The sequence below is a fragment of the Agrobacterium sp. T29 genome (assembly GCF_006970545.1).
GTDB classification, from domain to species: domain Bacteria; phylum Pseudomonadota; class Alphaproteobacteria; order Rhizobiales; family Rhizobiaceae; genus Agrobacterium; species Agrobacterium leguminum.
The window spans coordinates 2,061,566-2,083,303 of the sequence record NZ_CP040641.1 but is presented as its reverse complement, the minus strand read 5'-3'; the positions used below and the strand labels follow the sequence as shown (position 1 = coordinate 2,083,303).

Below are 21,738 nucleotides of genomic sequence, written 5' to 3'. Positions count from 1 at the left end.
AATTGGTCTGCCCTTGAAGGCGCGGTCACTATTTCCCCATGGCGGCGATAAATCAACATAAAAATACAACGAGTATACAAAAAGAATTTTTGCATGTGCGAACTGATGAGGTGTCGCGGATGATTGCGCAAGCCGGCGCGGGGGGAGCGGACAAGGTGGGCGAAACATCCAGCATCCCTCATTCCTGTGCTTGTCACAGGAATCTAGCCAGCCCAAGTCTTTGGGCTGAAAGAGGCTTTCCGACGCGCAGACGCGCGCCGACTGGATTCCTGTGACAAGCACAGGAATGGGGGCTTAAGGTATCTTCGTGTCTGGCAGGGTGGCCTTCTGCTCTGACTGAGCTTGATCGAAAAGACACGTTGCAATACTCACGCCTTTGTATACTTTATGTATTCAAAATGTGCGAGCCCTATCGGAGGACTATGATGAGCGACACGACCACCTTGACCATTGAGGCACTTTTCCAGCGGGTCGAGTCGATTTTTTTGAGGGCCGGGGTGAATGATGTACAGTCGGGTGCATTGGCGCGCGTCATCACGGCGGGCGAGCGGGACGCCTGCAAGTCCCACGGCATCTACCGTATCGAAGGCGCGCTCCGCACCGTCAAGGCCGGCAAGGTGAAGCCCGATGCGATACCTGAAGTGGCGGAAGACGACGGCACGGCCATCGTGAAGGTCAATGCCCATGGCGGCTTCGCCAACCCCGCCTTCGAACTTGGTCTGCCGGTTCTGGTGGAGCGGACGAAACGCGCGGGCATCGCAGCGCTCGTCATCAATGACTGCACGCATTTCTCGGCGCTCTGGCCGGAAGTCGAAGGGCTGACCGAAAACGGTCTCGCCGGGCTGGTAATGTGCCCGAGCTATTCCACCGTCGCGCCTACCGGTGGCATCAAACCGTTGCTCGGCACCAACCCCTTCGCCTTCGGCTGGCCGCGCAAGGACACCTCACCTTATGTCTTCGATTTCGCGACGTCGGTTGCGGCACGCGGTGAAATAGAATTGCATCGGCGTGCGGGAAAGCCCCTGCCGGAAGGCTGGGCTCTGGATGCCGACGGCAAGCCGACGACCGACCCGGAAGCCGCCCTTGCCGGCTCCATGTTGCCCTTTGGCGGCCACAAGGGATCGGCCATCGGCACCATGATCGAGCTTCTCGCCGGCATCATGATCGGCGATCTCACCAGCCCCGAAGCGCTCGAATTTCTCGGCACCACCACACTTGCCCCCACCCATGGCGAGCTGATTATCGCTTTTTCGCCTGAGGCCTTCGCCAAGGGCCGCCCCGGCGATCCCTTCCAGCGCGCGGAAGTGCTGTTCGACGCCATCATCGGCCAAGGCGCCCGCCTGCCCTCGGGCCGCCGCTTCACCGCCCGCGCCAAATCCGAAAGCGAAGGCATCACGCTTACCGCCGCCGAAATGGCCGGGCTCGACCGGCTGCTGGAAAAGGGGCTGGACGCGGTTTCCTGATTGCGTTTGGATGTGGAAATGAAAAGGCCCGCATATGCGGGCCTTTTCATGGTGATAATGTCACTCAGCGTTTTTTTGCGACTGCATAACATCCCGCTCCGTCACCCCGGACTAGATCCGGGGTCCAGCGCGATCAAGTTCTTGATCGCGGAAGAGTCCTTTCACAGCGCAGACGCGCCGTGGCTGGATGCCGGATCAAGTCCGGCATGACGGAGGAGAGATATCAGATCTCATCACATGCAAAAAAGGCCCGCATTTGCGGGCCTTTTGTTTTCACGTCAGCGACTACTCAGGCCGCCTTGCAGGCCTGCACGGCGCCCGGAAGCTTGCTCCAGTCGGCGTACCAGCTGTTGAACAGCTTGAACTGCGCCTCGACATAACCGCGCTGGCTGTCGGTCAGGGCGTCGGTTTCGTTGAAATGCAGCGTGTATTCCTTGTCGCCCTTCAGCACCATCATATGCTTGAAATAGAGCACCAGATCCGGGCCTTCATCGAAGGAAGAGAGAACGGCCAGCGCCTGTTCCAGTTCCAGCGCGCGAGCGCGGGCATCCGCGTCACCCTTGGCGGCGGCCTGCGACAGCTTGCAGAGGTGAATGACTTCCTTCGGCAGAACATTGCCGATGCCGGTGATGGCGCCGGTGGCGCCGCAATTGACGAAACCGTGGAAAACGGCGGTATCGACGCCGATCATCAGGGTGACGTCGTCATCGCGGCTGGTGATGTTTTCAGCGGCGTAACGCATATCAGCCGGGCCGCCGAATTCCTTGAAGCCGACGAGGTTCTTGTGCTCGGCGCGCAGTGCGAAGAAGAGATCGGCGCGGGTGGCGAAACCGTAATAGGGGCTGTTGTAGATGACGGCCGGGATTTCCGGGGCAGCCGAGAGGATGGCCTTGAAATGCGCCTTCTGGGCGGAGATGACCGAACCGCGCGACAGGACGCGCGGAATGACCATCAGGCCCTTGGCGCCAACCTTCTGGGCGTGAGCGGCATGGGCAACGGCAGATGCCGTGTTGACCGCGCCGGTGCCGACGATGACCGGAATACCGGCTTTCACCAGGCGCTCTACGCCTTCCATGCGCTGCTCGTCCGTCAGGAGCGGCCAGTCGCCCATGGAACCGCAATAAACGACGGCCGACATGCCATCGGCGATCAGTTCCTTGCCCTTGCGAACAAGCGCATCGAAATCAGGGGTGCGATCATCCTTGCAGGGGGTCATCAAGGCGGGAATCACGCCGGAAAAAATGCTGGCCGTCATTTCAAGCTCCTAAGGGACATGTTTTTCGGGAATGGACGCACCTCCGCGCCACCCTTTCGACAAGGACATTACAATCTTGTATTTTATTTGTCGACAAGAAATCGACAAGCTACAGATTTATTTCCAGACGCTCGTTTCGCACCAGCAGTTTCTGCACCTGCCGCACGATCTGTTCGGCATGCTCGCGGGCCAGTCTTTCGGAAAGAGCGATATCGCGCGCGGCAATCGCAGCGATGATCTCATCATGATCGTCGACGAAGCGCTTCGGCAGCCGATCATCATAGGACTGGTAATAAAGCCTGAGAATGCGTCGTCCCTCATCCAGCAGCCGCTTGAACAGGCTGGTGAAATAGGGGTTACGACCGGCTTCGGCGATGGAAAGGTGAAGGGCGGCATTGGTGGAGATCATCGCCAGCGCATCCTGCTCCTCAACCGCAATGGCGAATTCCGCATTGTGGGCGCGGATTCCGGCCAGATCTTCCGGGCGGTGATATTGCGCGGCAAGCTGCGTCGTTACCCGATACATCAACACCAGCGCATCGAAATAGGTATGCATGTTGAGGAAATCGATATTCGACACCATCGTCGAACGGTTCGGCAGCGTATCGATCAGCCCCTCGCCCGAAAGCCGCACCAGCGCCTCGCGGATCGGCGTGCGCGACATCTTGAACCTTTCGGCAAGCTGCACCTCATCGATGGGACTGCCCGGCGGCAGGACCAGATCGAGAATCTCGTCGCGCAGCAGATCATAGACCATCTTCACGCCGGAGCCGCGCTTGCGCTCGGCAGAAGCAATTATATCCGTCATCATCAAATCCCTCTTGTCGACATAAAGAGTACTATTATATTTTTTCCCGATCAACGCCGCGCAGCGCCGCAGCCTCTTCGAATGGCGGAATAATTGTTCAAAAACAACAAAAAGCCGTCGCGAAAATTGCCCGCGACGGCTTTTGATCGTTCAGTTTGTGGCGTGGACGCTATTTATAGAGCATCGCCGACTAAAGAAGGCGATTTAACCAGGGATTGAGGAGCACGCCGCGCCTCAAGCCAGCATCAGTTGCGCAGGCCGGTGGCCACGACGGAAATCTTGAAAGCGCCGTCCAGCGTCGGGTCGAAAGAAGCGCCCATCACCACATCGGTTTCCTCGCTGACCGCCTCGCGCACCAGCGTCATTGCCTCGTCAATCTCGTAAAGCGTCAGATCGTTGCCGCCGGAAATGGAAACGAGAGCGCCGCGCGCTTCTTTCAGCGACGGTTCGCCGAGCAGCGGGTTGGCGATGGCTGCGGCCGCCGCTTCCGAGGCGCGTTTTTCGCCCTTGGCCTGCGCCGTGCCCATCAGCGCCCGGCCGCCATTCTTCATGACATAGCGTACATCGGCGAAATCGAGATTGACCAGGCCTTCGCGCAGGATGAGATCGGTGATGCAGCGCACGCCAAGCGACAGGACCTTGTCGGCCGTTTTCAGCGCATTTTCGAAGGTCGTGCCGGCATCGGCAATGCGCAGCAGGTTCTGGTTGGGGATGACGATGACGGTATCGGCCGTGTTGAGCAGGTTGGCAAAGCCATATTCGGCAGCCCGCATGCGGCGCGCGCCCTCGAAACTGAAGGGAAGTGTCACGACACCGACGGTCAGGATGTTCTTCGCCCGGCAGGCTTCGGCGATGACGGGAGCAGCGCCCGTGCCGGTGCCGCCGCCCATGCCGGCGGTGATGAAACACATGTCATAACCGCTCAGGTGATCCATGATCTCGTCGAGGGAATCAATCGCCGCCTGCCGGCCAACCTCGGGATCGGCACCCGCGCCAAGCCCGCCGGTCAGCTCGGAGCTGAGCTGCACGAGCCGCGGCGCATTGGTCTTCTTCAGCGCCTGCGCGTCCGTATTGGCGGCGATGAAATCGACGCCGCCGATGCCCTCGGCAATCATGTTGTTGATCGCGTTGCCGCCACCGCCACCGACGCCGACGACGGCGATATTGGGCGTGTTGCGGGCAATGGTGGCGCGCGGAGACTGGGTCATCGTCTTATTCTCTTTCTAAACTCATAGGGTCCCGCGCCGTTTTTTGACTGCGGCACGCGAATGATCGGCAAGGTTCCAGCGCTTCCTCCCCGATAGGGGAAAGAGGCTGTAACGCTTTGAATTTTCATGCCGGCCTTTCACCCCATAATGGCGAAAGAACGGTGTTCCAGGGGGCGAAAGATGCTCCACGGCGACGTTCTCCGACCCCTTCCCCGGATGAAAACCGAACCGAATCAACTGCTTCGCTCTTGAAAGGTGATAGCCGAAAAGGCACGCCGTTTACACTCCATTCACTATGTTTATCTCACTTTGGAACGAGTTGCGCCGAGAAGTGTTTGCATGCCGACCGCGCTGGAGCGGCGGGAAATAAAACGGAACCGGTCCCGCCGCTGCGGGTTTAGTTGAAGCCTCGGATGATCCGCAGCCGCGCTACAGTTTTCAATCCGATGCTCTGAAACACAGAATGGAGGCAGGCATATGTTGGCAGACGTCTTGCAAAACGAACCGGGTTTCCGCACGGAACAGCCGCGTGTGCTGATCGTGGAAGACGAATTCCTCATCGCCATGGATATAGAGGATTCCATTTTGCAGGCGGAAGAAGAGGCGGATGTCATCGGCATCGCCAACCGGCTGGAAGACGCCGTGGCGCTTGGCAGCCGCGCCGATATCGCCTTTGTCGACGTCAACCTTGCCGACGGACAGACCGGTCCGGAGATAGGACGGCGGCTTTCCGAAGATCATGGCGTGGTGGTGATCTTCATGACAGCAAACCCCGAAGTCGTCGTCAATCTCGGCATCGGCGCCGGCGTGATCGCCAAGCCCGTGCCGCAGGATGCCGTGGAACAGTGCCTCGCCTACGCCCTTGCCAAACGTGCAGGCACCCATGCCGTGACGCCCATCGGCATGATGGCTTTCGACTAAGATATTTCCTGAAGACAAAGGAAAGACGCTGAAAACAAAAAAGCCTGCCGCGGGAGGAGGTGCGGCAGGCTTTTTGAAAAGATGAACAGCGATATGGGAGGAGGAAAACCGCTGTCCCCGGGGCAATCCTTTGGGAGGAGGAGTAGGATCACCCGCTTTACCAAAAGGATGTGGGAGGAGGTACATCCCTTTCGATGATTGGAAGATAGCATTTTTCTGCGCATTTGACAGGCATAAGCTTGCAGCACAGATATGCATTCAATGCATGGCGATATTTATCGCCTGACGTCGAGAAAACCCCACCTTTCGGCTCGGACTTCCACATCGCCGGATTATCTGGCGGATATTCGCGGTAGAAGCGTCCCATATCCCCAAAACAAAAACGCCCGCTGAGCGGGCGTTTGGGCATTCAAAAGAGGCGATATCGCCTTGATTACCTGCCAACGGCGGCGCGGGCAACGCTGGTGATCTGGCTACGATCGATACCGAGATCGTGCAGTTCACGGGTGCTCATACGGCCGAGTTCGTTGATGGTCTGACGATATTTGCGCCAGTTATTGAAGCTGCGTGCTACGTTCATGACATTACCCTTTCTGAGGTTTAGGTGACGTCAGTAACGTTTTCGTTCCGGCGTCCTTTGATGCCCCCTATATGCGCTTTTCGATGACGAATTAACAGGCAGAATAAGGCAATCCACCCATGCGCTGTGTGCACGGGTTCCAATCTGCGACCTGCGAAAATGAGAAAGGCAGCTGAAATTTTGGCAGCCTACTGAACCAGACCCCGTCCAGCAGCCTAGAATTTGTAGCGGACACCAAAGACATTGGCGTTTGTCGCGCCTTTCATATTGCCCAGCGTCTTGCCGCCGCCGGAGCGGTGGTGAAGCCGCCAGAAGAATTCCGTCGAGGAATCCTCGCTGAAGGACACATTGATCTCAGGCCCGAGATAAAACAGGACATTCGCGTTACCGTTGTCCTTGATTTCCTGTTCCCGCTCGCGGCCGGGCTGCGCATCCGTCACAAGGCTGAGGCCTGCCGTGAAGCTCGGCGTGATGAACAGCCGCTCTCCGAGCCTGATCTGCTCGTAACGTGCAACCGGACCCGCCCATACTTCACCCGTAAAGCCCTTGCCGAACCTGGCGGCGACGCCGATTTCGCCACCGAGTTTCAGATTGCCGATATGGTAGGGATAGAACTGATAGCCGCCGCCCAGAATGGCGTTGCGCTCATATTCCACCGGAATGAGGGCCGCACTTTTCAGCATATCCTCTTTCGTCAGGGCGCCGCCGAAACCGAATATCGCTTCGCTCGTCTCCGATGTCATATCTTCTGACGCGAGAGATGGCGTTGCCGCCAGTGCGATCATGGCTGCCAGTGACAGACGTGCTGCAATATTCATTTTGCTACTCCTGAACAAAGCCCGCTTACCCAGCCGTCCTCATAGGCATATTCCCGGAAGGCGAACATACCGTTACCGAACACAATTAATTCAACTTGCGCGGAGATGGGCGAAATAAGCGCACGATCCCGCTGCCGTCAGCGCAGGAACCGCCTGAAACGGCGAAGCGCGAAAACGAAAAGCGCGGAGCCGATGGCCAGCAGCGCCAGCAATTGCGGCCAGACCACATCCAGCCCCGCCCCCCTGAAAAGCACCGATTGCGCCAGTATGACGAAATGGGTGTTGGGTGCGAGAAGCATGATGTACTGGATGATATCAGGCATGCTTTCACGCGGCGTCATGGCGCCGGAGAGCACCTGCAACGGCAGCAGGAACAGGATCAGCAGCATGCCGAATTGCGGCATGGAGCCTGCGACGGTCGCAAGGAAGATACCCATCGACGTCATGGCGAAGAGCTGCAAGGCGGTGCCGAGCAGGAAGAGCAAGAGCGAGCCTTCGATTGGAATGGCGAGCAGGCCCCTGACGACGACGAACAGGGAAAATGCCGAGGCCACCAGCACGACAAGGCCCATGGACCAGACCTTGCTGAGCATGATTTCCAGCGGCGTGACCGGCATGACCAGCAGATGCTCCACTGTGCCATGCTCGCGCTCGCGAATGAGCGCCGCCCCCGTCAGCACGATCGACAGCATGGTGATGGCAGTGATGATGTTGTTGATCGACCCGAACCACGACTTGTCCAGTTCCGGGTTGAAACGGGAGCGTAGCGTCAGGTCCACCGGCACCGACGTCGCACCGCGATAGCGGTTGATATATTCCTGAACTTCGCTCGTTACGATGTTCTGCACATAACCGCCGCCACTGAAAGCCTGGCTCATGCGGGTGGCGTCGATATTGAGCTGGATAGCGGGTTGCTGCCCGGCCATCAGCCGGCGCTGGAAATCCGGCGGGATGTTAAGCGCGAAGGTATCGAGGCCCGCATCCATGCGCTTGTCCATTTCCGCAATGGAAATCTGCTTCGGCGGGGAGAAGTAAGGCGGATAAAAAGCCGTGCTGATGCGCCCGGAAAGCGGCGACTGATCCTCGTCGACAATGGCGATGGCGGCATTGTTCAGCGTCTCCGGCAGCGCGCTGGAGCCGGTGTAGATTTGCAGCGTGAAGGCGTAGACGATGAGCAGCAGCAACATGCCGTCGCGCGCAAGGCCGCGCAGTTCCTTGATGCCGAGCTGGAAGATGTTGGACGAAAACAGCTTCATGACGCCTGTTTCCTCAAAAGTGCGGCGCCGGCAATGAGAAGCAGCGGAATAGCGATGAGGAGCGGCAGGAACGAGCCGGAGAGCCCGGCGAAATCCAGCCCCTTGGAGAAGGTGCCGCGCGAAATGGTCATGAAATAGGTGGCGGGATAGATGTTGCCGATAAAGGCGCCCGCCCCCTGCAGCGACGAAACGGGATCGATCATCCCCGAATATTGCGTTGCCGGAATGAGCGTCAGCAAAGCCGTGCCGAAGATCGCCGCGATCTGGCTCTTCATGAAGGACGACATGAGAAGGCCGATGGAGGTGGCGATGATGACATAGAGCAGCGCTCCCGTCGCATAGGCGAGATAACTTCCGGTGAAGGGCACCTGGAAGATGAAGATGGCGAAGGCCGTCAGAAGCAGGAAATTGAGCATGCCGAGGGCGATATAAGGAAGCTGCTTGCCGATCAGGAATTCCAGCCGTGTGGTCGGCGTCACGTAAAGATTGACGATGGAGCCGAGTTCCTTTTCCCTGACGACGCTGAGCGCCGCCAGCATGGCGGGAATGAGCATGAGCAACAGCGGAATAACCGCCGGCACCATGGCGACAAGGCTCTTGACGTCCGGATTGTATCGATAGCGCGTTTCGATGCTGAAGCTGCTTTGCGTCGCCGCGCCGCCATATATCTCGGCGGCCTTGCGCGCCAGCCATGTCTGGTGCATGCCCTGCACGTATCCGCGAACGGTTTCCGCCCGCTGCGGCATGGCGCCGTCGATCCAGGCGCCCACCTCCACCGTCTTGCCGCGCAACACGTCGCGGCCGAAACCGGGGGGAATTTCAATCGCAAGGCTGAGTTCCCCGTCGCGCATCCGCCGGTCCATATCGGCATAATCGCGGATCGGTTCCTTCTCGATGAAATAACGGGAGCCGGCAATGTCGAGCACGTAATCGCGGCTGATGGTGGAATCGTCACGGTCCAGCACCGCGAAGGTCAGGTCCTCGACATCGAGATTGATACCGTAACCGATGACGAACATCAGGATGACGCTGCCGAGCACCGCCAGCGTGCCGCGAATGGGATCCCGCTGCAGTTCCAGCGCCTCGCGGCGGGTATAGCTGAACATGCGCCTGAAATCGAAAAACCTCTTACGATTGGGTGCAGCATGTTGCGTCGCCGACACCTGCGCTGCCGCGACGGGTGCTGCCGCGGGCTCCGCCTTTTTCACGCCGGAAGCATCTTCGAGATAGGCGACAAAAGCCTCTTCGAGCGTTGCGGCATTTCGGCTCTTGGTAATCGCGTCAGGCGTATCGCTGATCAGCACCTTGCCGGCATGCATCAGCGAAATCCGGTCGCAGCGCTCCGCCTCGTTCATGAAATGGGTGGAGATGAAGATGGTGACATTGTCGTTGCGGGAGAGATCGGCGAGGATTTGCCAGAACCCGTCCCGCGCCACCGGGTCGACGCCGGAGGTCGGTTCATCGAGGATGAGAATATCAGGCGAATGGATCATCGCCACCGCCAGCGACAGCCTCTGCCGGATGCCGAGCGGCAGGTCGTCCGGCAGGGTTTCCATGACCGCACCGAGATCGAAACGCTCGGCCATTTCGGCGATACGCGGCTGAATGGTCTCTTCCGGCAGCTTGAACAGCCGTGCGTGAAGATCGAGGTTCTGCCGCACCGTCAGTTCGGAATAGAGCGAGAAGGCCTGGCTCATATAGCCGACGCGGTGACGGATCGCCATGTCGCTGGCATCCACCTTGTGCCCGAAAAGCTTCGCCTCGCCTTCGCTGGCGGCCAGAAGCCCCGTCAGCATCTTCATGGTGGTGGATTTTCCGCAACCGTTCGAGCCGAGAAAGCCGAAAATTTCGCCGCGCGGAATCTTGAAGCTGACATTGTCGACGGCGGTAAAATCGCCGAAGCGCATGCTGAGATGCGACGCCTCGATGGCATAATCGCCCTCACCCGCCACCTTGCGCGGCGCGATATGGACTTCGTGGTAACCCTTGCGCTTTTCTTCTGGAAGGAGCGCGATGAAGGCGGCATCGAGATTGGGTGCGGAGGTGCGCTCAAGAAGTTCGGCAGGCGAGCCAGTGGCTAAAATCTCGCCGCCATCCATGGCGACCAGCCAGTCGAAACCGGCGGCCTCTTCCATATAGGCCGTGGCAACGATGACGCTCATGCCCGGACGCCCGGCGCGGATGGAATCGATCAGTTCCCAGAATTGCCGCCTCGACAACGGGTCGACGCCCGTGGTCGGCTCATCGAGAATGAGCAGGTCGGGATCGTGGATCAGCGCGCAGCAAAGCCCCAGCTTCTGCTTCATGCCGCCGGAAAGCTTCATCGCGGGGCGGTCGGCGAAGGGCTCGAGCCCGGTACTTTTCAGCAGCTCGGCAATGCGCGCCTGCCGCTCCCTGCCGCCCTGCCCGAACAGCCGCCCGAAAAAATCGATATTCTCGAAGACGGACAGGGTGGGATAAAGGTTTTTGCCGAGACCCTGCGGCATATAGGCGATACGCGGGCAGGTATCCTCGCGGTGGCGCGGATCGGACATGTCGCCATCCAGAACCTCCACCCTGCCTTCCTGGATGGCGCGCGCGCCGGAGACGAGCGACAACAGGCTCGATTTGCCGACGCCGTCCGGCCCGATAAGCCCGATCATCCGCCCGGCGGGGATCTCGACCGATATGTCGGCCAGCGCAATGGTGCTTCCGAAGGTCAACCGCACATCGGCCAATCGCGCGACCGGTGCATGCCTGTCATTCGTTGCGGGAGACGCGACCATGGTGGCCACCGTCACTTGACGAGATTGCGTTCGAGGTTTTCCGGCCAGGCGGCCTGCGGATCAAGCCGGACATAGGCCATGCCGGGCAGCCCGGTTTTGACATATTGGATATATTTCTGCAGCAGCTCCTGCGGGATTTGCGCCCTCACCCGGAATGTCAGCTTCTGGCGTTCTTCTTCGGTCTCCACCGTTTTCGGCGTGAACTGCGCGACATCGGCGACGAAGGAAACCTTGGCGGGGATGGTATATTGCGGGGCGGCATCCAGTATCAGGCGAACGTCCGAGCCCATGGACGTGCGGCCAGCCTCGGCCGTCGGCAGGAAGAACGTCATATAGACATCGCCGAGATCGACCAGGTTCAGAACCCGTCCGCCGGCGGACAGCACCTCTCCGGGCTGAGCGATCCGATATTGCACGCGGCCGTCGCGGGGCGATTTCAGCGTCGCATCGGCGATATCAGTCTCGATGCTTTCAATATCGGCCTGCGCGGCATCCACCGCCGCCTCGGCATCAACGATCTGCGCCTTGGCGGCGTTGATTGCGGCATCGGAGGCGGCAAGCGAGGCCTCAGCGGAGGCGAGCGTGGCGCGGGCGGACTGCTCGGCGGCCTCACTATCATCGACGATCTGCTGCGAGACGGCGTTGCCGGTCAGCAGCTGTTTCGAGCGCGCATAGGTCTTGGAGGCGGAATCGAGCTGGGCCTTGCGCTGTTCCACCACCGCCAGCGCCGAGGTCTTTTCGGCCTCCCGTTGGGCGACAAGGCTGTGGGCCGTATCGATCGCTATTTTCGCGCGGCGAAACTGTGCTTCCGCCTGACGCTTCCTCGCCTCCAGTTGCGCCGTATCCATCTGGGCAAGCACCTGCCCGGCCTTCACGAAATCGCCTTCACGCACCATGATGTCCTGAAGGCGACCGGCGGTCTTGGTGGAAATGTCGATCTCGACGGCCTCGATCCGGCCGTTGCTGGCCACAAATCCGGCGGGAAGGCCCTCACCCTTCAGCTTTGACCAGGAGAAATAGGCGACACCGGCAATAACCAGAATCACCAGACCAACGAGCAAGCCTTTTTTAGACATCCGTCTTCCCCATGAACCCTTCGAATTTCAACCCTAATACGATGAAACCGAAGAAGCCAGCCACCATTGCGTTTAGTATTCGCACCCGACATTTCTCCTATTTAAGAGGGGATAGATCGGGTTCAGGTGATGTCTAGACGTCAAGGTGTTTTGTAGCCTTGACACAAGTCAAATGCTTTGAGGGTTTCGGACAGACGCCTAAACCGGCTGATGATGGCAGGCCTCAGGGGTTGCAAAGCCCTATGAAACGGCCTCGTTTGGCAAAGCCGCATCATCCGCCCCCCGTCACCCCGGACTTGATCCGGGGTCCAGCGCGATCAAGTCCTTGATCGCGGAAGAGTCCTCTCATGACGCAGACGCCGTGGCTGGATGCCGGATCAAGTCCGGCATGACGGAGGAGAGGGCCTGTACCTTCGTATTTTGTCGCAGCAACCGCGCCTTACACCGCCCGCGCCCGCTTCACCTCTACCTGCGTCCATTCCGGCAACCAGTCGCGATGGGCCAGCAGCAGATCGTCCACCAGCGACCATATCTGGTCGAGATCCAATTCCGCTGCCGTATGCGGGTCCATCATCGCCGCGTGGAAGATGTGCTCGCGGTTTTCGGTCATCAGCGCCCGCACCGTCAGTTCCTGCACATTGATGTTGGTGCGCATCAGCGCGGTGAGCTGCGGCGGCAACTCGCCGATATAGGTGGGCTGCACGCCGTTATGGTCGACAAGGCAGGGCACTTCCGCCGCACAATTGGCCGGCAGCGAGGTGATGCAGCCATTGTTGCGCTGGTTGCCGTAAATAACCGAAGGTTCGCCGGTCCAGACCGAGTTGATGATCGAAGAGGCATATTCCTTTGACTGCTTGACCTCGATCTTCTCGGCTGAGCGATAGGCCGCCGCCTGCCCCTTCCAGCGTTCGATCTGCTCGATGCAGCGCTTCGGATATTCATCAAGCGGGATGCCGAATTTCTCGATCAAATCCTCGCGCCCTTCCTTGATGAAATAGGGCGTATATTCGGCGAAATGCTCGGAACTTTCGGTGACGAAATAACCAAGCCGCGTCAGCATCTCGTAACGCACCTTGTTGGGGCAACGCGGGTTCCAGCCAGGCTTTGGCGCACGGCCTTCGCGGTAGCCGCGCACGAGGTCGGGATAAAGGTTCTTGTAGCTGCCATCCGGCTGGCGGTGCTCGAATTCGAGGAAAAACGCCATGTGGTTGATGCCGGCCGAACGGTAACGGATTTCCTCATAGGGAATATCGAGATCGTGGGCGAGTTCCATGGCCGTGCCCTGCACCGAATGGCAAAGGCCAACCTGGCGGATCGTCGGATATTTCTCCGCAATCGCCCAGGTGTTGATCGCCATCGGGTTCACATATTGCAGCATGATGGCGTTGGGGCAGACGGCCAGCATGTCCTCGCAAATCTTCCACAGATGCGGCACGGTGCGAAGGCCGCGCATGATGCCGCCGACGCCGAGCGTATCGGCAATGGTCTGGCGCAGTCCGTATTTGCGCGGCACCTCGAAATCGGTGACCGTGCAGGGCTCATAACCGCCGATCTGGAAGGCCACGACAACGAAATCCGCACCGGCAAGCGCCTTTTTCTGGTCCGTATAAGTTTCGGCTTTCGCCTTTGCGCCAAGCGTCGAAATCAGCTTGTTGACGACGATGGCGCTTTCTTCCAGCCTCTCGCGATTGATATCCATCAGCGCGATGGTGGCCCCCGAAAGGGCCGGACGCTGCAGCACGTCGCCAATGATGTTCTTCATGAACACCGTGGAGCCTGCGCCGATGAATGTGATCTTGGGATCTCTTGCCATATCTACCTCCAGCATTGGGAATTCAAGCGATTTCGAAGGCGGCCCGTACAAGCCGCTGGGTATATTCGGTTTTCGGATTGGTCAGCACGTCCTCGACAGGCCCCTGCTCGACGATCCTGCCGCGCTGCATGACGATGACGCGGTGGCAGAGCGCGCGGACCACTTTCAGGTCGTGCGAGATGAACAGGTAGCTCAGGCCCCGCTCATCCTGCAGCTTGCGGAGCAGGTCGATGATCTGCGCCTGCACGGAAAGATCGAGCGCCGAGGTCGGCTCATCAAGAAGGATGAATTCCGGCTCCAGCACCACTGCCCGGGCAATGGCGATGCGCTGGCGCTGGCCGCCGGAAAACTCGTGCGGGAAACGCGAGAGGATGTTGCCGGGCATGCCCGCTGCCTCCAGCGCGTCGCGCACCCGGTCCAGCCTTTCGGCCCTGGTCCGGCCAAGGCCGTTGATGACAAGCCCTGCCTCGATGATCTGGCCGATGGTCATGCGTGGATTGAGCGAGGCGAAAGGATCCTGAAAGACGATCTGCATACGTGAACGCAGGGGCCGCATTTGCGCGCGGGAGCGGCCATCGACCCTCTCCCCGTCAAAGATCACCTCCCCGGCCACCGGCTCGTTCAGCCGCAGCAGGGATTGGCCGAATGTCGTCTTGCCGGAACCGGATTCACCAACGAGCCCAAGCGTCTCGTGCCTGTTGAGGGTGAGGCCCAGACTGTCGACGGCGATCAGTTCCTTCAGTTCCGGTTTGAACAGGCCGCCGTAACGCATCATGAAAGAGACCCGCACGCCATTCGCCGTCAGCAGCACGCCGGAATCTACCGGCAGCGGCTTTGCCGTGCCATGCGGTTCGGAGGCAAGCAGCTTTTTCGTATAGGGGTGCTGCGGCGCTTCGAAGAGCTTTTCCGTAGTGTTGTGCTCACGCATTTCGCCATGCTGCATGACATAAACGTAATCGGAAAACTGCTTCACGATCGTCAGATCATGGGTGATGAGAACCACGGCCATGCCGCGCTTCTTCTGAAGGTCGCGGATGAGGTTGAGGATCTGCGCCTGGACGGTGACGTCGAGCGCAGTGGTTGGCTCATCGGCGATCAGCACATCCGGATCGTTGGAGAGCGCCATGGCGATCATCACACGCTGCCGCTGGCCGCCGGACAGCTGGTGCGGATATTGCTTCAGCCGCGCTTGCGGTTCGGGTATCTGCACCTGCCGCAGAAGATCGAGCGCCCTCACCTCGGCCTCTTTCCGGCTCAGTTTCGAATGAACGCGGATCGCTTCGACGATCTGGCTGCCGATCGTATAAATCGGGTTCAGCGAACTCATCGGCTCCTGAAAGATCATCGAGATGCGGTTGCCGCGCAGCGCCCGCCGCTGGCGGCTGGAAAATTTCAGAATGTCGTCGCCGTTGAAACGCACGGTCGCGGATTTCGAAACGGACGCCCGCTTCGTCAAAAGCCCCATGATGGTGCGGGCCGTGACGGATTTTCCCGAACCGGATTCGCCAACGATGGCAATCGTCTCGCCCCGGTAAAGCTGGAAGGAAATATCCTTCACCGCCTCCACCGTGCCGTGCTCCACCTTGAAGGTCACGGCGATGTTGCGCGCATCGATGATGGCGTCGTCGTTTCGGTCATCGGCATCGAAGCGGATGGCGGGCGCGTAAGTGTTGTTCTGTGCAGCAGCAACCATGTTACGCTCCTCTCAATAGGGATCGACGGCATCGCGCAGGCCATCGCCGAGCGCGTTGAAGGCGAAGACTGTGACCAGCACGAAACCGACCGGCGCGAGAATCCAGGGATAGGAACCGATGACGGAATAGGTCGCCGTATCCTGCAGCATCAGCCCCCAGGAGATGAGCGGCGGCTTGACCGCAAAGCCGAGGAAACCGAGAAAGGATTCGAGCAGCACGACGCTCGGAATATGCAGTGTCACGGCGACGATCACATGGCTCATCACATTCGGCAGGATATGCTGGAAAATGATGCGCCGGTCGGTCGCCCCGACGGCAATCGCCGCCCGCACATAATCGATGCGCGCCAGCGCCAGCGTCTTGCCGCGCACCTCGCGCGACATCTGCGCCCAGCCGAGCGCCGACATGACGCCGACGACGAAGACGAGGAATACGGTGGTCGGTGCGGTGACGGGAATGAGCGAGGTCAGCGCGAGGTAAAGCGGCAATTGCGGGAAAGCCAGAACCACTTCCACGAAACGCTGCACCCAGGCATCCAGCGGCCCACCGAAATATCCTGATATCAGACCGACACTGGTGCCGATGACGGTGACGATGGCGACGACGCTCAAGGCGATGGCAAGCGAGATGCGCGAGCCATAGATGGCGCGCGAGAGCACGTCGCGTCCAAACTTGTCGGTGCCGAGAAAATGCACCGGCTGGCCGTCGGTCGAGCCGAAGAAGTGACGGCTCATCGGGATAAGGCCCAGCAGCCTGTACTCCGCACCTTTGACGAAGAAGCCGAGATAGACGGGATTGTCGTAATCCGGCCCGACGATGGGTTGGAAGGTGACAGGATCAAGCTCTTCCGTTTCAGCGATGGCATAGACGCGCGGTGCAAGGCTGAAATTGCCGTCCTTGTCGGTGAAGCGCAACACCTGCGGCGGCGAGAAGCTGCCATGGGTTTCGAGCGGGTTCATCGGCGCGAAGAAATCCGCAAAGATGGCGATCAGGATCAACAGCGCCACCAGCACCAGCCCGACCATGCCGGTGAAGGAGCGTCTGAGACGCCGCCAGACCAGTGCGAGATAGGTCTCGTTACCATGGGCGGAACGGTCGGGTTTTGCGGGGGTGGCGGTTTCGGTCTTCATCTCGTCAAACGCCATCATCTCAGGCCCTCCCGAATTCACGGACGCGTGGGTCGAGCATGGCGAGCAGCATGTCGGCGATGATGTTGCCGACGATCAGCGTGGCGGCCAGCACCATCATGAAGGTCGCGGTGACATAGACATCGCCCACCGCCATGGAGCCGACAATGGCCGGGCCGACGGTCGGCAGCGCGAAGATGATCGCGGTTTCGATCTCGCCGCTCAGCATGTAGGGCAGCACCACGCCCTGATACATGACGAGCGGGTGCACGGCATTCGGCACGGCATGGCGCATGATGACGGCGCCTTCCGAAAGCCCCTTGGCGCGGGCCGTCTCGACATATTGCGCGTTCAGCGTATCGAGCAGATTGCCGCGCATCACCCGCATATTATAGGCGAGCCCACCGAAGACGGCGATGGCGACCACCGGCCAGACATGGCTGACGAGATCGACGAATTTGCCCCATGACCACGGCGCACCGCCATATTGCGGCGAGAAGAAGCTGCCGATCTCGGACACGTCGAAATGAAACACCATGAGATAGACGAGGATCAGCGCCATCAGGAAGCGCGGGATCGTCATGCCAAGGAAGGCGACGGTGGAGAGCAGGTTGTCGACCCAGGAATATTGCCGTGTGGCCGCCCAGATGCCGAAGGCAATGCCGAGGATGGATGCGAAGATGTGGCAGACCAGCGCCAGCGCAATGGTGCGCGGCAGGCGTTCGCCAACCACATCGGCAACCGGCTTGTTGTAATAGAAGCTGTAACCGAAATCGCCGCGGGTGACGATGCCGCCGATCCAGTTGAAATATTGAATGACGAGCGGCTTATCGAGGCCGTGTTCGACACGATAGGCCTGCGCCTGCGCTTCCGCCTGTTCGAAGGACGCGCCGCCCTGGTTCATCAGCTGCGAGCGGATGTAATCGGCATAATCGCCGGGCGGCGCCTGAATGATGGCGAATGTCACCACGCTCAGGATCAACAGCACCGGAATGGCGGAGCCTATGCGTATCGTCAAGAATCTCAGCATCGAACGGTTTTCCTCCGTTTGGGCGGGCCGTGATGGATAACGGTCCGCCGGGTGCCTCCGGCCGCGCTTCACGCGCGACCGGTACCGGGTGTTCTCCGGGAGGAGTTCTTCAAGTCTGGCGCATTTCCGGACGGAAAACCGGGGTCCAGTTTTCCCGGAAATGCGCTAGCTATTTGTTTCTACGCATTTTCCGGACGTAAAACCGCTACGCACTTTTACTGGAAATGCTTTAGTTAATCGGCCCGCCCTCACCCGGCTTGCCGGGAAGCTGCTGCGGGAAGAGTTCGTATTTGCCCTGCTTATCCGCTGCGACCCAAAGGCGTTCGCGAATGATGGAATCTTCGGCCCAGTTGAACATGAAGATCGGCGTGCCCTGCGGTACGTTGGAGAACCGTTTGTTGACGATCAGCGCGCCCGGATATTCCGTGAGGCCAATCGTATAGAGGTTCTGCGTATAGACCTTCTGATATTGCTTCATCAGCTCGGCCCGCTCGGCATTGTCCTGCGAGGAGATGAACTTGCGAACGATGTCGGCCATCTCCTTCTCGAACGGCATCAGATCGAGTTCCTTGCCTTCGGGCGAGCGGTGGTTCCAGCTGGTGCGCGGGCCGACAGGGGCAAGCTGCTCGGTGTTCTGCACCACGGACGAAAGCTCGGTGGAATTGCGCCGCACCAGCCAGTCGAACTGCCCGCCATAATGGGCGGCATCGCGCTGGTTGGAATCGAGGCTGTTGATGACGACGCGCAGGCCAAGTTTCGCCATCTGGCCGACAAGACCTTCCGCGAGGCTCTTGTCCGTCGCGTAGCCGTTATTGACGAGAAGGGTAATTTCGACATTGCGACCGCCAAGTGTTTCCTTCGGGAAATTCAGGAAACCATCGCCATCCGTATCTTTCAGGCCGATCGAGGCGAGTGCGGCCTTGGCGGCCTCGAGGTTGAAAGGGTAATAGACCGTGGAGGCGCGGTCATAGAAGCTGGTGCCAGACGAAATGCCGCCCGGATAGATTGCCGTGAACGGCCCCTTCACCAGGGAGTCGCCGACTGCCTTGCGGTCGATGGCCGATGTGACGGCCTGGCGGAACACCTCGTTGCGGTTCAGCTCGCGAATGGCCTGCCCGCGCTCATCCGGATTGCCCCAGCCATTGGCGGAAAAATTCATCTGCAGATTATAGCCGATGAGCCGCGGCCCGAAGGCGAGACGGGCCGGCGCATTGGGGTCGGCGGCGCGTTTCAGCGAGGCGACGAAATTCTCCGGCTGTTCGAGATTTGAGAAATCGCCCGATCCCGCCACGGCCTGCACATCGCGGTCGGCCCAGGTGGAAAGCTTGTAATGGACCTCGTTGAGATAAGGCAGCTGCTGGCCCTTCTCATCGACCTTCCAGTAATAGGGGTTGCGCCGGAGCACGATGATGTCATCGGGCCGATAAGCGACTGGCACCCATGCCCCCATGACCGGCATGTTCATATATTCCGGCGGGAAAGCGTTCTTGAACTGGTTATAGGTATTCTTGGAATATTTCGGATGCTGCGGCTTCAGGATATGCGACGGCCCTGGGCAGAAGCTCGGATAGGCCATGGTGTAGAGATATTGCTTGGGAAAGGCGCTCTTGAAGGTCCACTCCACCGTATAATCATCAACCTTCGTGAGCGTCGTTCCCTCACCGAAAGCCTCGGGCGATGCGCCGCCGCCAAGCGGTGAAACATTGGGATCGACGACCGCATCTTCCCAGTAGAACATCACATCATCGGCGTTGAAGGGCTCGCCATCCGACCATTTGGCGCCCTTGACGAGATGCATCGTCAGCTTGTGGCCATCCTCGGACCATTCCCAGCTTTTGGCGAGATTGGGCAGCGGTTCAGTATCCTTGGCATCCACCTGGAAGAGCGGTGCGGTGCGCGTCAGGCATTCGGAAAGGGCGATATCGATGCCGCCCCAGCCCTGGCTCTGGCCGGCAATATAGTTCCAGCCCTCGGGCCGGCCGCCCACGACATGGCGCATCGTATCGCCGTAAACGCCCATACCGTCGGGCATATTGCCGGTCTTGTAGACCAGCGGTTCTTCCGGCAGGCGCTCTTTCAGGGGCGGCAGCTTGCCGGTCTTTTCGAATTTCTCGCTGACCCAGTCAGGCTCGCTGTAATCAGGCAGCGCCTTGAATTCGAGGATCGAGTCGCGCGCCACATAATTGATCTTGCCTTCGGCCGGAAATTGCGGCGGCTCCGGCGGCGTGGCGGTCTCGAAGGCATTCGCATTGAGTGCGATCATCGAAACACCGAGACCCAGTGCCGAGATGATACCGATCCTGCGTTGAAGTAACATCGTCATTCCTCCCAAATGGCAGCTCTTCGACCGCCCACCCTCTGTGATCGTTCTGGCCGTGGCGGCGAACTCCCTTCCGCCGCCCGGCCTGTTCCCATGCCTTTTCCTTCAAACAGCCTTTTTCAGCGCCGATTTTTCGGCGCGCAGTTCTTCGATGGAGCGCACATTGCGGCGGGCGGCACCGGCCCAGTCGCGGGTCTTGACGCTGGATTTCGCAAGCCGCTCCTTCGCCGCCGGTACGGCATCGGCATATTGCGGCAGCCAGCGGGCCTGCGCGACGACCATCTCATCCACCATCTGCCAGACCTCCTCGGGTGTGGCGACGGCGCCGACCAGCGGATCATGCAGCACGGCCAGCTTCAGAAGATCGATATCGCCGCTGACCGCCGCATGGACAGACATGCGCTGCACATTGATGGAGGCCATGCAGGTGGCTGCGCAGGCTTCCGGCAGCGTTATGCCCGAGACCATATTGATGCCGAAACGGTCGACAAAACCGGGGGATTCGATGATGGCATCGGCTGGCAGATTGCTGATGACGCCGTTGTTCTTGACGTTGAAATGACCGCGATAGACACGCCCTGTCTCCAGCGCCTCGAGAATATGGCTTGCATGTTCGTTGGAGCGCCTGGCCGGATCGATGGGCTTGGCGGCGGATGCCAGGAACTGCGGAAACTCGGTTTCGAACCAGTTGCGCGTTTCGGTGGAATGGCGGAGATAACCGCCGGTTTCGCCGTGAATCCAGTCGGACATATCGATCCAGCGGGCGATTTCCTCCGGCCGCTTGCGATACCACGGCAGATATTCGGACAGATGGCCGTTGCTCTCGGTTGAATAAACGCCGAACCGCTTCAGCACGTCGATGCGCAGCTTCTCCTGCTGCGAGAAGACCGGATGCGCCTCGAAGGCGGCGACCAGCTCGTCCTTGCCGATCTTGCGACCGTTGAGCCTCAGATCGACGAACCATGTCTGGTGGTTGATGCCGGAGCAGATGTAATCCAGCTCGGACACGCTTTTCGCACCGAGAATTTCGGCGATCTGCTCCGCGCCGTGCTGAACGCCGTGGCAGAGACCGACGGTATCCACCTTGCCATATTCGATGGCCGCCCAGGTGTTCATAGCCATCGGGTTAGCGTAGTTCAGGAATTTCGCACCCGGCGCGGCGACTTCACGGATATCCTTGCAGAAATCCAGAATGACGGGAATGTTGCGTTGACCATAAAGAATGCCGCCGGCGCAGATCGTATCGCCCACGCACTGGTCGATGCCGTATTTCAGCGGAATGCGGATATCGTCCGCATAGGCTTCCAGACCGCCGACCCGCACGCAGCTGATGATGTATTTCGCGCCCTCCAGCGCCCGCCTGCGGTCGGTATCGGCCGTCACCTTGACGGGGAAACCATTGGCCTCGACGATCTTTTCGAGGATCGCCCTGATCATATCCAGATTGTGCTGGCTGATATCCGTCAGCGCGACTTCAATATCGCGAAACTCCGGCACACACAGAAGATCGGTGAACAGTTTTTTCGTGAAACCGACGCTGCCTGCGCCAATAATAGCGATTTTGAAACTCATAACGCCACCTCTGTTGCAAATCGAACGGGTGA

At 59.6% G+C, this 21,738-nt stretch carries 16 protein-coding genes; 2 read left to right on the top strand and 14 right to left on the bottom strand.

Going from position 1 to position 21,738, the window contains the following annotated elements; translation table 11 throughout:
- Window positions 1-425 precede the first annotated feature (425 nt).
- Entirely contained in the window at window positions 426-1,463 is a 1,038-nt protein-coding gene (locus FGF54_RS24555; RefSeq protein ID WP_142781475.1) for an Ldh family oxidoreductase, read from the top strand.
- A gap of 289 nt (window positions 1,464-1,752) precedes the next feature.
- On the opposite strand, the gene FGF54_RS24550 is transcribed toward FGF54_RS24555, so the two are convergent.
- The 3 genes from FGF54_RS24550 to ftsZ form a co-directional block, all read right to left on the bottom strand.
- Window positions 1,753-2,718, bottom strand: coding sequence for a dihydrodipicolinate synthase family protein (locus tag FGF54_RS24550; RefSeq protein ID WP_142781474.1), 966 nt, complete (start codon window positions 2,716-2,718; stop codon window positions 1,753-1,755).
- Between the two features lie 109 nt (window positions 2,719-2,827).
- Window positions 2,828-3,526, bottom strand: coding sequence for a GntR family transcriptional regulator (locus FGF54_RS24545; RefSeq protein ID WP_080820927.1), 699 nt, complete (start codon window positions 3,524-3,526; stop codon window positions 2,828-2,830).
- Window positions 3,527-3,771: 245 nt separating this feature from the next.
- A complete protein-coding gene (gene ftsZ / locus FGF54_RS24540) occupies window positions 3,772-4,734 on the bottom strand; it encodes a cell division protein FtsZ (protein ID WP_003521714.1) in 963 nt (320 codons plus the stop codon).
- A gap of 477 nt (window positions 4,735-5,211) precedes the next feature.
- Here ftsZ and FGF54_RS24535 point away from each other — a divergent pair, with 477 nt between their 5' ends.
- A complete protein-coding gene (locus tag FGF54_RS24535) occupies window positions 5,212-5,655 on the top strand; it encodes a response regulator (RefSeq protein ID WP_059756315.1) in 444 nt (147 codons plus the stop codon).
- Window positions 5,656-6,088: 433 nt separating this feature from the next.
- On the opposite strand, the gene FGF54_RS24530 is transcribed toward FGF54_RS24535, so the two are convergent.
- The 11 genes from FGF54_RS24530 to FGF54_RS24480 form a co-directional block, all read right to left on the bottom strand.
- Window positions 6,089-6,235, bottom strand: a complete 147-nt coding sequence (locus tag FGF54_RS24530; RefSeq protein WP_003521716.1) for a DUF1127 domain-containing protein — start codon at window positions 6,233-6,235, stop codon at window positions 6,089-6,091.
- Between the two features lie 215 nt (window positions 6,236-6,450).
- Window positions 6,451-7,053 (bottom strand): hypothetical protein, encoded by a 603-nt coding sequence (locus FGF54_RS24525; RefSeq protein ID WP_168208234.1) that lies wholly within the window; start codon window positions 7,051-7,053, stop codon window positions 6,451-6,453.
- 137 nt (window positions 7,054-7,190) lie between these two features.
- On the bottom strand, window positions 7,191-8,309 hold the full coding sequence (locus tag FGF54_RS24520) for an ABC transporter permease (protein WP_142781473.1): 1,119 nt from the start codon (window positions 8,307-8,309) through the stop codon (window positions 7,191-7,193).
- Complete coding sequence (rbbA, locus tag FGF54_RS24515) at window positions 8,306-11,074, bottom strand: ribosome-associated ATPase/putative transporter RbbA (protein WP_142781472.1); 2,769 nt, start codon at window positions 11,072-11,074, stop codon at window positions 8,306-8,308. The genes FGF54_RS24520 and rbbA overlap by 4 nt, the downstream gene beginning before the upstream one ends.
- 11 nt (window positions 11,075-11,085) lie before the next feature.
- A complete protein-coding gene (locus FGF54_RS24510) occupies window positions 11,086-12,150 on the bottom strand; it encodes an HlyD family secretion protein (protein ID WP_020811649.1) in 1,065 nt (354 codons plus the stop codon).
- A 439-nt stretch (window positions 12,151-12,589) separates the two neighbouring features.
- Window positions 12,590-13,963, bottom strand: a complete 1,374-nt coding sequence (locus FGF54_RS24505; RefSeq protein WP_137039768.1) for an alpha-glucosidase/alpha-galactosidase — start codon at window positions 13,961-13,963, stop codon at window positions 12,590-12,592.
- 22 nt (window positions 13,964-13,985) lie between these two features.
- Window positions 13,986-15,656, bottom strand: a complete 1,671-nt coding sequence (locus tag FGF54_RS24500; protein WP_142781471.1) for an ABC transporter ATP-binding protein — start codon at window positions 15,654-15,656, stop codon at window positions 13,986-13,988.
- Window positions 15,657-15,668: 12 nt separating this feature from the next.
- Complete coding sequence (locus tag FGF54_RS24495) at window positions 15,669-16,805, bottom strand: ABC transporter permease (protein WP_125146205.1); 1,137 nt, start codon at window positions 16,803-16,805, stop codon at window positions 15,669-15,671.
- A gap of 1 nt (window position 16,806) precedes the next feature.
- Window positions 16,807-17,814 carry an ABC transporter permease gene (locus tag FGF54_RS24490; protein WP_142781470.1) on the bottom strand — a complete coding sequence of 336 codons (1,008 nt, stop codon included), beginning with the start codon at window positions 17,812-17,814 and terminating at the stop codon, window positions 16,807-16,809.
- 229 nt (window positions 17,815-18,043) lie between these two features.
- On the bottom strand, window positions 18,044-20,131 hold the full coding sequence (locus FGF54_RS24485; protein ID WP_142781469.1) for an ABC transporter substrate-binding protein: 2,088 nt from the start codon (window positions 20,129-20,131) through the stop codon (window positions 18,044-18,046).
- A 108-nt stretch (window positions 20,132-20,239) separates the two neighbouring features.
- Entirely contained in the window at window positions 20,240-21,706 is a 1,467-nt protein-coding gene (locus tag FGF54_RS24480) for an alpha-glucosidase/alpha-galactosidase (RefSeq protein ID WP_142781468.1), read from the bottom strand.
- Window positions 21,707-21,738 lie beyond the last annotated feature (32 nt).

Excerpts from the sequence above, each read along its gene's own strand:
- FGF54_RS24555 (WP_142781475.1), top strand. The coding sequence starts at position 426 with ATGAGCGACACGACCACCTTGACCATTGAGGCACTTTTCCAGCGGGTC.
- FGF54_RS24550 (WP_142781474.1), bottom strand. The coding sequence starts at position 2,718 with ATGACGGCCAGCATTTTTTCCGGCGTGATTCCCGCCTTGATGACCCCC.
- FGF54_RS24545 (WP_080820927.1), bottom strand. The coding sequence starts at position 3,526 with ATGACGGATATAATTGCTTCTGCCGAGCGCAAGCGCGGCTCCGGCGTG.
- ftsZ (WP_003521714.1), bottom strand. The coding sequence starts at position 4,734 with ATGACCCAGTCTCCGCGCGCCACCATTGCCCGCAACACGCCCAATATC.
- FGF54_RS24535 (WP_059756315.1), top strand. The coding sequence starts at position 5,212 with ATGTTGGCAGACGTCTTGCAAAACGAACCGGGTTTCCGCACGGAACAG.
- FGF54_RS24530 (WP_003521716.1), bottom strand. The coding sequence starts at position 6,235 with ATGAACGTAGCACGCAGCTTCAATAACTGGCGCAAATATCGTCAGACC.
- FGF54_RS24525 (WP_168208234.1), bottom strand. The coding sequence starts at position 7,053 with ATGAATATTGCAGCACGTCTGTCACTGGCAGCCATGATCGCACTGGCG.
- FGF54_RS24520 (WP_142781473.1), bottom strand. The coding sequence starts at position 8,309 with ATGAAGCTGTTTTCGTCCAACATCTTCCAGCTCGGCATCAAGGAACTG.
- rbbA (WP_142781472.1), bottom strand. The coding sequence starts at position 11,074 with ATGGTCGCGTCTCCCGCAACGAATGACAGGCATGCACCGGTCGCGCGA.
- FGF54_RS24510 (WP_020811649.1), bottom strand. The coding sequence starts at position 12,150 with ATGTCTAAAAAAGGCTTGCTCGTTGGTCTGGTGATTCTGGTTATTGCC.
- FGF54_RS24505 (WP_137039768.1), bottom strand. The coding sequence starts at position 13,963 with ATGGCAAGAGATCCCAAGATCACATTCATCGGCGCAGGCTCCACGGTG.
- FGF54_RS24500 (WP_142781471.1), bottom strand. The coding sequence starts at position 15,656 with ATGGTTGCTGCTGCACAGAACAACACTTACGCGCCCGCCATCCGCTTC.
- FGF54_RS24495 (WP_125146205.1), bottom strand. The coding sequence starts at position 16,805 with ATGATGGCGTTTGACGAGATGAAGACCGAAACCGCCACCCCCGCAAAA.
- FGF54_RS24490 (WP_142781470.1), bottom strand. The coding sequence starts at position 17,814 with ATGCTGAGATTCTTGACGATACGCATAGGCTCCGCCATTCCGGTGCTG.
- FGF54_RS24485 (WP_142781469.1), bottom strand. The coding sequence starts at position 20,131 with ATGTTACTTCAACGCAGGATCGGTATCATCTCGGCACTGGGTCTCGGT.
- FGF54_RS24480 (WP_142781468.1), bottom strand. The coding sequence starts at position 21,706 with ATGAGTTTCAAAATCGCTATTATTGGCGCAGGCAGCGTCGGTTTCACG.